The 7846-nt window shown below is 64.1% G+C and carries 7 protein-coding genes; 5 read left to right on the top strand and 2 right to left on the bottom strand.

The features are described 5' to 3' along the window. Positions 1–502: glycerophosphodiester phosphodiesterase family protein (locus ACZM96_RS08395; RefSeq protein ID WP_489488499.1), on the top strand; the 502-nt coding region annotated here is incomplete at its 5' end. A gap of 861 nt (positions 503–1363) precedes the next feature. Here the strand turns inward: ACZM96_RS08395 and ACZM96_RS08390 are convergent. Next, complete coding sequence (locus tag ACZM96_RS08390) at positions 1364–2236, bottom strand: EamA family transporter (RefSeq protein WP_489488498.1); 873 nt, start codon at positions 2234–2236, stop codon at positions 1364–1366. Between the two features lie 7 nt (positions 2237–2243). Further along, positions 2244–3740, bottom strand: a complete 1497-nt coding sequence (locus tag ACZM96_RS08385) for a cation diffusion facilitator family transporter (protein WP_489488496.1) — start codon at positions 3738–3740, stop codon at positions 2244–2246. A gap of 429 nt (positions 3741–4169) precedes the next feature. On the opposite strand from ACZM96_RS08385, the gene ACZM96_RS08380 reads away from it, so the two are divergent. From ACZM96_RS08380 to ACZM96_RS08365, 4 genes are all read left to right on the top strand, one after another. Further along, positions 4170–4922 carry an SDR family oxidoreductase gene (locus ACZM96_RS08380; RefSeq protein ID WP_489488494.1) on the top strand — a complete coding sequence of 251 codons (753 nt, stop codon included), beginning with the start codon at positions 4170–4172 and terminating at the stop codon, positions 4920–4922. A 389-nt stretch (positions 4923–5311) separates the two neighbouring features. After that, positions 5312–5746 (top strand): acyl-CoA thioesterase, encoded by a 435-nt coding sequence (locus ACZM96_RS08375; RefSeq protein WP_294488742.1) that lies wholly within the window; start codon positions 5312–5314, stop codon positions 5744–5746. An 811-nt stretch (positions 5747–6557) separates the two neighbouring features. After that, complete coding sequence (locus tag ACZM96_RS08370; RefSeq protein ID WP_294488740.1) at positions 6558–7301, top strand: ABC transporter substrate-binding protein; 744 nt, start codon at positions 6558–6560, stop codon at positions 7299–7301. Positions 7302–7460: 159 nt separating this feature from the next. Then, positions 7461–7846: ABC transporter permease subunit (locus tag ACZM96_RS08365; RefSeq protein ID WP_489488493.1), on the top strand; the 386-nt coding region annotated here is incomplete at its 3' end.

Raw genomic sequence — 7846 nt, 5'->3', positions numbered from 1 at the left:
CCTCGACATTATCAAGGCCACCATCGACACCATGACGAAGTTCGGCTACAACTCCCCGGACAGCAAGGCCATTCTGCAGATTTTCGACTATGAGGCCGTGATCCGCGCCCGCGAGCTCGGCTGGAAGGGACAGCTCTGCATGCTGGTCACCGCCGGCGGCCAGGGCGCCAAGGACGACAAGGCCCGCCACAAGTGGCTGACCACGCCTGAAGGCATCAAGGAAGTGTCCAAGTACGCCACCATCTACGCGCCGAACTTCAATCTGCTCGCCGTGCCCACGGCCGACGGCAAGAGCTACACGCTTTCCAACCTCGGCGATCTGGCCCGTCAGAACGGCATGAAGCTGCATTCCTGGACGCTGCGCAAGGATTCCCTGCCCAAGGGCTTCAAGGACTTCAACGAAGTGCTCGACGTGTCCTTCAAGAAGCTCAAGGTGGACGGCATGTTCTCCGACTTCCCGGACCTGCTGGTGGAATACCTCAAGGCCAACAATCTTCGCTGAATCATTCGCCGACGCCTCAACGGATAGCGCACACTCCCCGCGCATCCGGCGGATAAAGCCATGACTCGCAGGCCGATCCCTTTTTCGGGGTCGGCCTTCTTTTTGGCCTTGCGCCTGCGCCGGGCGGACGCGTGGCTCTTGGCGACGATGCAACGCCCCCCGGCAAGGCGCGCCCGCTGCGGCAGCGCGCAGGGCAAAAGCCCCCGCGAAAACCCGCACTGAGGGGCAGCGAAGCACCCGGAACAACGCCCTCCCCGCTCCGGTTCCGCACTCCGGTTCCGTACCCCGAGAGCGCGACCGGCTCAGCCTCCGCACTGCCCCCCTCCCCTTCCTCTGCCCCCGGGCTGCCCGGAGAGCCCCCGCGCAGGGGCTCGGCGATGTGCCCCGCACGGCCTGACTCGGATTCAACGCACCTTCGAGCAGACAGGGGCAGCGGTTCTGTTCGTCTCGGATTCTCTCCTCGCTCCGGTTCCGAAAGTGGCCCTCTCCCCTCCTCGTTCCGCACTCCGCCTCAGCCCTTTTCCCCTCACCCGTCCCCCGCCCCCGGGCCCGCGGACAAAAAAGCCCCGGAAGCTCCGGGGCAAAACATGAGAAAGAGAAAGGCGAAGGCTCCGCTTGGAAAGAAGACACGGAGGCCGCCGGACGGAGGAAGGCGGACGTGCGGGAGCGCAGCGCGAAAGAACGCGCAGGCGCGGACGACGCCGAGCGGAACAAACAAGCGTCAGGAAAGAGAGAAAACGAAAGTTCAAAAAGACAGAAGCGGCGGACCAAAGACGGCCCGCCGCTCAAAAAAACGCGGAAAAACGCCGAAGGCTCCGGCGGCAACGCGGCGGACGTCCGGCGCGCAGAATTGCGGCCTGTTCAGGAACTTTTGGCGTTGCGCATCACAAGCAGCGAGGCCGCAATGATGAGCGCCAGCGCGCACCACTGCCGCCCCGAAAGCACCTCGCCGAGAATGAGGAAGCCGAACAGCGCGGCGGCCGCCGGTTCCAGGCTCATGAGCACGCCGTAGGCCTGCGGCGGCACGATGCGCAGCGCCACGATTTCCAGACCGTAGGGCAGCGCCGAGGCCAGAAAGCCCACCGCAAAAGCCAGCGGCAGCACGTCGACAATGACGTCGGGCTGAAAAAGAAGCGTGCCTTCCGCCATCACCGCCCAGGGCACGGCCACCACCGTGGCCGCCAGCATGCCCCACGCGGCCACGCTCACGCCGCCCACGCCCGCGCGGCGGCCGAACACGATGTATCCCGCCCAGCCCGCGGCCGCAGCCAGCGCAAAGGCAATGCCCGCCGGGTCTATCCCCGCATCGAGCCCCGACCACGGCAGAATGAGCAGCAGTCCGGCCACGGCAAGCACCACGCCGAGAAAGTCCGTCCAGCGGCGCGACGCGCACACGGCCACCATCAGCGGCCCGGAAAATTCCACGGCCACGGCCACGCCCTGCGGAACGCGGGCAATGGCCTGATAGAAACAGCCGTTCATGAACACAATGGCCACGCCGTACACGAGCACGCTTTTCCACTCCTGCCTGCGCGGCATGTGACGCCAGGGCCGCAGCCCCGCAAAAAGCAGCAGCGTGGCGCAGGCAAGGCGCAGCGCTACCGTGACTTCCGGTCCCACCTTCATCATGAGGAACTTGGCCTCGGACGTGCCGAGCTGCGTGGAGGTGATGGACACCAGCAGCATGAGCACGCCGAGATACGGCCCTCCGACATGTCGCGCAAGAAAGGACACGGGCTACTTACTTGGAAGGCCGGGGTTCCACGTGAATGACGATCTGTCCCACGCCGGGCAGTCCGGCGCGGATTTCGTCTTCCAGACGCGAGGCGAGCTCGTGACCTTCGCCCACCGTGGCCGCATCGGAACGGCAATGGAAGGTCACGGTCGTGCCTTCGTCGCCGTTGTACACGTGCAGATGATGCGCGTCGCCCAGAGGAGAATCCTGAAGGGCCTTGTCCACCACCTTCTTCACTTCTTCCAGATTCACGGGATGAGCGTCGCAGCGCGAACGGCCGCCCCTCGGCTCCATGTGCGAAACCACGTACACCGCGCCCACGCGACGCCGCAGATCCGTTTCATAGGCCGTCACCTTTTCATGCGCTTCGGCAAGCGGCATGTCGTCGGGCAGTTCGATATGCACTTCCACATGCATGCCGTCGTCCTGCATGACGAGGCGCAGATTGTGAATCATGAGGCCGTGCAGCGACGCCAGACGATACGACGTGGCGTAGAAATCGCGATGGTTTTCCTCTTCCGGCTCCATGTGAACCGTGGTTTCGGCATCGGGCAGCACGCCGCGCACCACGTTTTCCAGCATGGTGGAAATTTCATGCGCCATGTCCACGCGCAGATCGGAAGGCACGGACACCACAAGTTCCACGAAATGCCGCGCGCCGCTTTCCCGCACGCGCACGCTGCGGGCAACATACGCGGGCGCATTGGCCGCAAGCGCCGCACGCACAAGACGCGCCTGTTCGCTCATGCCGCCGTCCATGAGCGTGAGCACCGCGTTGCGCGCCATGTTCCAGCTCACCATGAGCACAATGCCCGCTACGCCCAGCGCGGCCACGGCGTCGGCCTTGGTGAGCGCGTGGTACAGCATGGAATCAGGTTCGGCAAACGACGCGAGTCCCACGCAGGTCAGGCCCGCAAGCACCACCGCCGACGACCATATGTCGGTCGTGAAATGCATGGCGTCGGCCTCCAGCGCCTGCGACTTGTGTTCCCGCGCCACCTTGCGCAGCATGGCGGAACGGCTGATGTCCACCGTCAGAGAAATGATCACCACCGCAAAAGCCCACCACGACGGCTCCACGGGACCGGCCGAAAAGAACAGCCGCTCCACGGCCTCGATGATGATCCACGCGCACGTGACGAGCAGCAGCACGGTTTCCGCGAGCGCGGCCAGACTCTCGGCCTTGCCGTGTCCGTAGGGATGCCGCTCGTCCGCCGGCTGCGCCGATATGCGCACCGCAAGGCACGTGATGCCCGCGGCCACGAAGTCGAGCGTGCTGTGCAGCGCTTCCGAAAGAAGACCCAGACTGTTGGTGGATATGCCCGCCACCAGCTTGATGACCGTCAAGAGCGCCGACCAGAGCACCGATGAGGCGGCAGCTTTCTTCTTGGCCGCATCGGCCAGCGCGGCCTCTTCGGCGGCGCGGCGTTCCTGTTCCAGTTTTTCCTGTTCGACCCTCTCCAGATCGGCCAGCGTCGTATCATGGGTATTGCTGTTGTCCATGAAAATCATCTCTTATGATAGAAAGTTCTCTGTTCAAAAGAACAGGACATCCTTTTAATAAGGCGAAAAACCGGAGTCAAGCGCCGGCCTCCCCATTTTTTTTCAAAAAATCCGCGGAACTTGCCTCCGTCGGAGGACTCCTGCGAACGCGTTTCCCGAAGAGGCCGTCGTTCCCATAAAGAAATTCTCCGCCGCCCATGCAGACGAAAGACGCAGCGCGCTCCGGCTTCTGCGTTGTCGAAGGCGCGCCGCTCCTCCATTTTGAAACTTTTTTGTCTCAAAGCTCGCCGTCATGCTGCCTGACGCATTCCTGCCGGTCTGCGCCTTTTGCGCGCGCCGGGCAACGCGTTTTCGGCGCGCGTCCGGTTGCCTTGCCCCGTCAAAACAGCTATCGTTGCCGCGTTCATCATTTACAGCAAGGAGTGTTCCATGCCCAAGCACATTCTCATCACCGGCGCGACCTCGGGCTTCGGCCTGGCCACCGCGCGTCTCTTCGCCGCCGAAGGCTGGCACGTGGCCGGCACGGGCCGCAGAGCCGAACGTCTCGACGCCCTGCATCAGGAACTCGGCGACGCCTTCCTGCCCCTTCCCCTCGACATGCGCGACAGAGAAGCCGTGACCGAAACCCTGGGCAATCTGCCCGGCGAATGGAACGACGTGGACGTGCTGCTCAACAACGCCGGCGCGGCTCTCGGTCTGGAACCGGCGCAGGAATGCAGCCTCGACGACTGGGACGCCATGGTCGACACCAACATCAAGGGCCTGCTCTACGCCACGCGCGCCATTCTGCCCGGCATGGTGGCGCGCAACCGCGGTCACATCGTCATGCTCGGCTCCATAGCGGGCAACTATCCCTATGCGGGCGGCAACGTGTACTGCGGCTCCAAGGCGTTCGTGAAGCAGTTCAGCCTCTCCCTGCGCGCCGATCTGCTCGGCACCAACGTACACGTGACCAACATCGAACCCGGCCTCGCGGAAAGCGAATTTTCCATCGTGCGCTTCCACGGCGACACGCAGAAGGCCGCGAACGTCTATGAAGGCACGAGTCCCATCACCCCGCAGGACATCGCCGAAACGGTGTTCTGGGTGACCCATCGCCCGACGCACATCAACATCAACCGCGTGGAAATCATGCCCATCTGCCAGTGCCCGAGCGGCCCGCTGGTGAAAAAGGGCATGTAGTTCAAAAGCGCGCGGCTAAAAAGCGCTCATGACCGGGCGCTCTTTTGTCGCGCGCCGCTTCCGGGCGCACTGTCCGGCAAGGTGCCTCGTGAGCCTGCGCCCCTGACGCGCCCTGTGCGGCGAAAACGCCGACGCCGAACGTTCGACACCGCGCGGCAGAAGGCGCAACGGACAAGACCGCCGTTTCCGGGCGGCCCCGAACGCCGCCTCCGCGCGGGTTCCCCTTTTGCGGGCGAACATCTGCGGCCCGGGCCGGTTCCGACGCCGAGGCTCGTCTGCGCCCCCGTTTTTCTGCGCGCTGCGCCGCCTGATGCCACGCCGACGCCCCGCGCCGACATTTCCCGTCATCGCCGACATTTTTCCATCATTCCAGAAACAAGGACGCTTCCATGGAAGAAACCTTTGCCGAAGTCTGGCTTCCCCACTACGTTTCCTACGGCGAAACCGACGCCATGGGCGTAGTGTATTACGCCGAATACATTCACTTTTTTGAACGCGCCCGCGGGGCCATGTGTCGTGAGGCCGGGCTCGGCTACGGCAAGATTGAAGAAGCGGGCTTCATGCTGCCCGTGCGCGAGGTGGAATGCCGCTATCGTTCCCCCGCGCATTACGACGACCATGTGCAGATTCACGCCCGCATCACGGAATGGCGTCGGGCCTCGGTGCGCTTCCGCTACGAAATCTACAACGAAGACCGCACCAGACTGCTCTGTGAAGGCATGACCCTGCACGCCGTGGTCAACCGCGAAGGTCGTCCCGTGGCCGTGCCCGAGTGGATCAAGGAAAAGCTCTCCGGCACGAAGTGCGACGCGGAAAGCGACTAGTCTTCTGCCGGACGCCCGCCCTCCGGCGAAACGCGTCCGGCAGCCCCCCGGCCCCGCGCCGCAGCGCTCTTCCGCAGGCTCCGATTCTTTGCCCCCGGCACGCATGCTCCGGCGCGACCTCCCCGCCGAACTCCCCGTCCCTGCGCCGCAGCAACGCCTTCCGAGGCGCGGCGCTTCGGGTGCGCCGAGTTTCCGCTCTTTCCGCACCCGCCTTCACGAGCCGCCCCCCCTCGCCGAGGCCGAGATTCTGCCGCCAAGGCGCTCCGTCGCCGGGGGAAAATGAGAGCCTCGGCGCCATGTCCCCAAGGCCGGAGATGCCCCGGAATGTCGCCCCCTGACGCCTCCGGCAGCAGCAAGGCAAACAAGAGCTTCCCCGCAGGCCGTCCCTGCCGAATACTCCTCGCGCTCTGCCCTCCGACGGCATCGACATTCCCAAGTCCGCGGTCTGCCGAAACATCCGCCGCAAAGTTTCCCCTGTTCTCCGCGCTTTGGCGGAACGCAGGCAATCCCCGGCGCCATTCCCCGGCTTTCGCTCCCTTCCGGCGCGGCGCCCCGCCTTTGCCGCGGCAGCGCCACCCCCAGCGGCTCCGAATCTTCGCGCCCTTCTCCGCTGCGCCATACCGGCCGCACCGCCGAACGCTCCGACTCATCCCCCGCCTCGCCGCCTCCCCTGCTTTTGCATTCCCCCGTTCGCCTGCAACTTCTCCCTTTTCACAAAGCCGCCCCCCGCTTCGTATTGCCTCTCAGGCTTTTTTTCTATATATTCCCTCGCAGGGAAAATCATCACTTTCAATCTTTTCGTGAGGCTCACATGAAACGTCTTTCCTGCTTCCTTGCGGCCCTCGCCGTGCTCTGCATGGCCGCCGGCGCTCAGGCGAAAACCTACGTCAACGGCATCGACGCCAACTATCCTCCCTTCGCCTACGTCGGCGAAGACGGCAAACCCGCCGGCTTCGACGTGGACTCCATGGACTGGATCGCCAAGCACATGGGCTTTGAAGTCACGCATCAGCCCATGGACTGGGACGGCATCGTGCCCGCCCTCATGAACAAGAAGATCGACATGGTCTGCTCCGGCATGAGCGTTTCCCCCGAACGCGCCGCCGTGGTCGCCTTCTCCGAACCCTACTATTCCATCAAGAAGGTCATTCTCGTTCCCGCCGATTCCAAGCTCACCGCCGATCAGGCCATCCACGGCCCCACCAAGCTCGGCGTGCAGCGCGGCACCAACGAACATGAACTGCTCGAAACCAAGAAGGTCGAAGAAAAGCTCTCCTACGAACTGCGCTTCTACGATTCCGCGCCCCTCGCCGTGGAAGACCTGCTCAACGGCCGCATCGAAGCCATCGCCCTCGACAGCGCTCCCGCCAACGACGCCATCAACAAGGGCAAGCCCGTCAAGATCGTGGGCACCTTCGCCCCCGACGACGACTTCGCCGTCGCCATCCGCAAGGACGACAAGGAACTGCTCAACCTCGTGAACGAAGGCTACCGCAAGCTGAAGGCCGATCCCTACTGGAAGGAACTTCAGGCCAAGTACCTCTCCAACAAGTAATACGCCGCGTCCCGGGAGACCGGCCTTCCGGTCTCCTTTTTTATTGCTCATCCCGCGCCTTGCCCGATTTCCGGGCCGGGCGCGCGCTCATGCCGGGCCCCCGTCCCTCAACGGCCGCGCGGCCGCAGCGTGCATTCCTCATTCCTACCGGATTCAACAGTGCATATTCTTTCCACCATCATCGAAGCCTTCCCCTACATCCTTGAAGGCACGCTGGTCACCGTGGTGCTGGTGGCGGGAGCTCTTTCCCTGGGCTTCTGCCTCGGCGTGCCCATGGCGGTCGCGCAGGTGTACGCCCCCAGGCCCGTCGCCCTGCTCGTCAGCTTCTATGTATGGTTCTTCCGCGGCGTGCCCGTTCTGCTCCTGCTCTTTCTCTTCTACTACGGCCTGTTCGGTCTCATCGGACTCGACGTGGGCACCATAGGCGCTTCCTGCATCGTGCTCGGCATGACCAGCGCCGCCTATCAGTCCCAGATCTTCCGCGGATCCATCATGTCCCTGCCCGCCGGTCAGCTCAAGGCCGGCCGCGCCCTCGGCATGACCGA

Source organism: Mailhella sp. (genome assembly GCF_057866825.1).
This window is presented reverse-complemented; position numbering and strand designations above follow the sequence as displayed.

What these genes read in the sequence shown, in the direction of transcription:
- ACZM96_RS08375 (WP_294488742.1), top strand. Translation starts at nt 5,312, where the DNA reads ATGGAAGAAACCTTTGCCGAAGTCTGGCTTCCCCACTACGTTTCCTAC.
- ACZM96_RS08385 (WP_489488496.1), bottom strand. Translation starts at nt 3,740, where the DNA reads ATGGACAACAGCAATACCCATGATACGACGCTGGCCGATCTGGAGAGG.
- ACZM96_RS08370 (WP_294488740.1), top strand. Translation starts at nt 6,558, where the DNA reads ATGAAACGTCTTTCCTGCTTCCTTGCGGCCCTCGCCGTGCTCTGCATG.
- ACZM96_RS08380 (WP_489488494.1), top strand. Translation starts at nt 4,170, where the DNA reads ATGCCCAAGCACATTCTCATCACCGGCGCGACCTCGGGCTTCGGCCTG.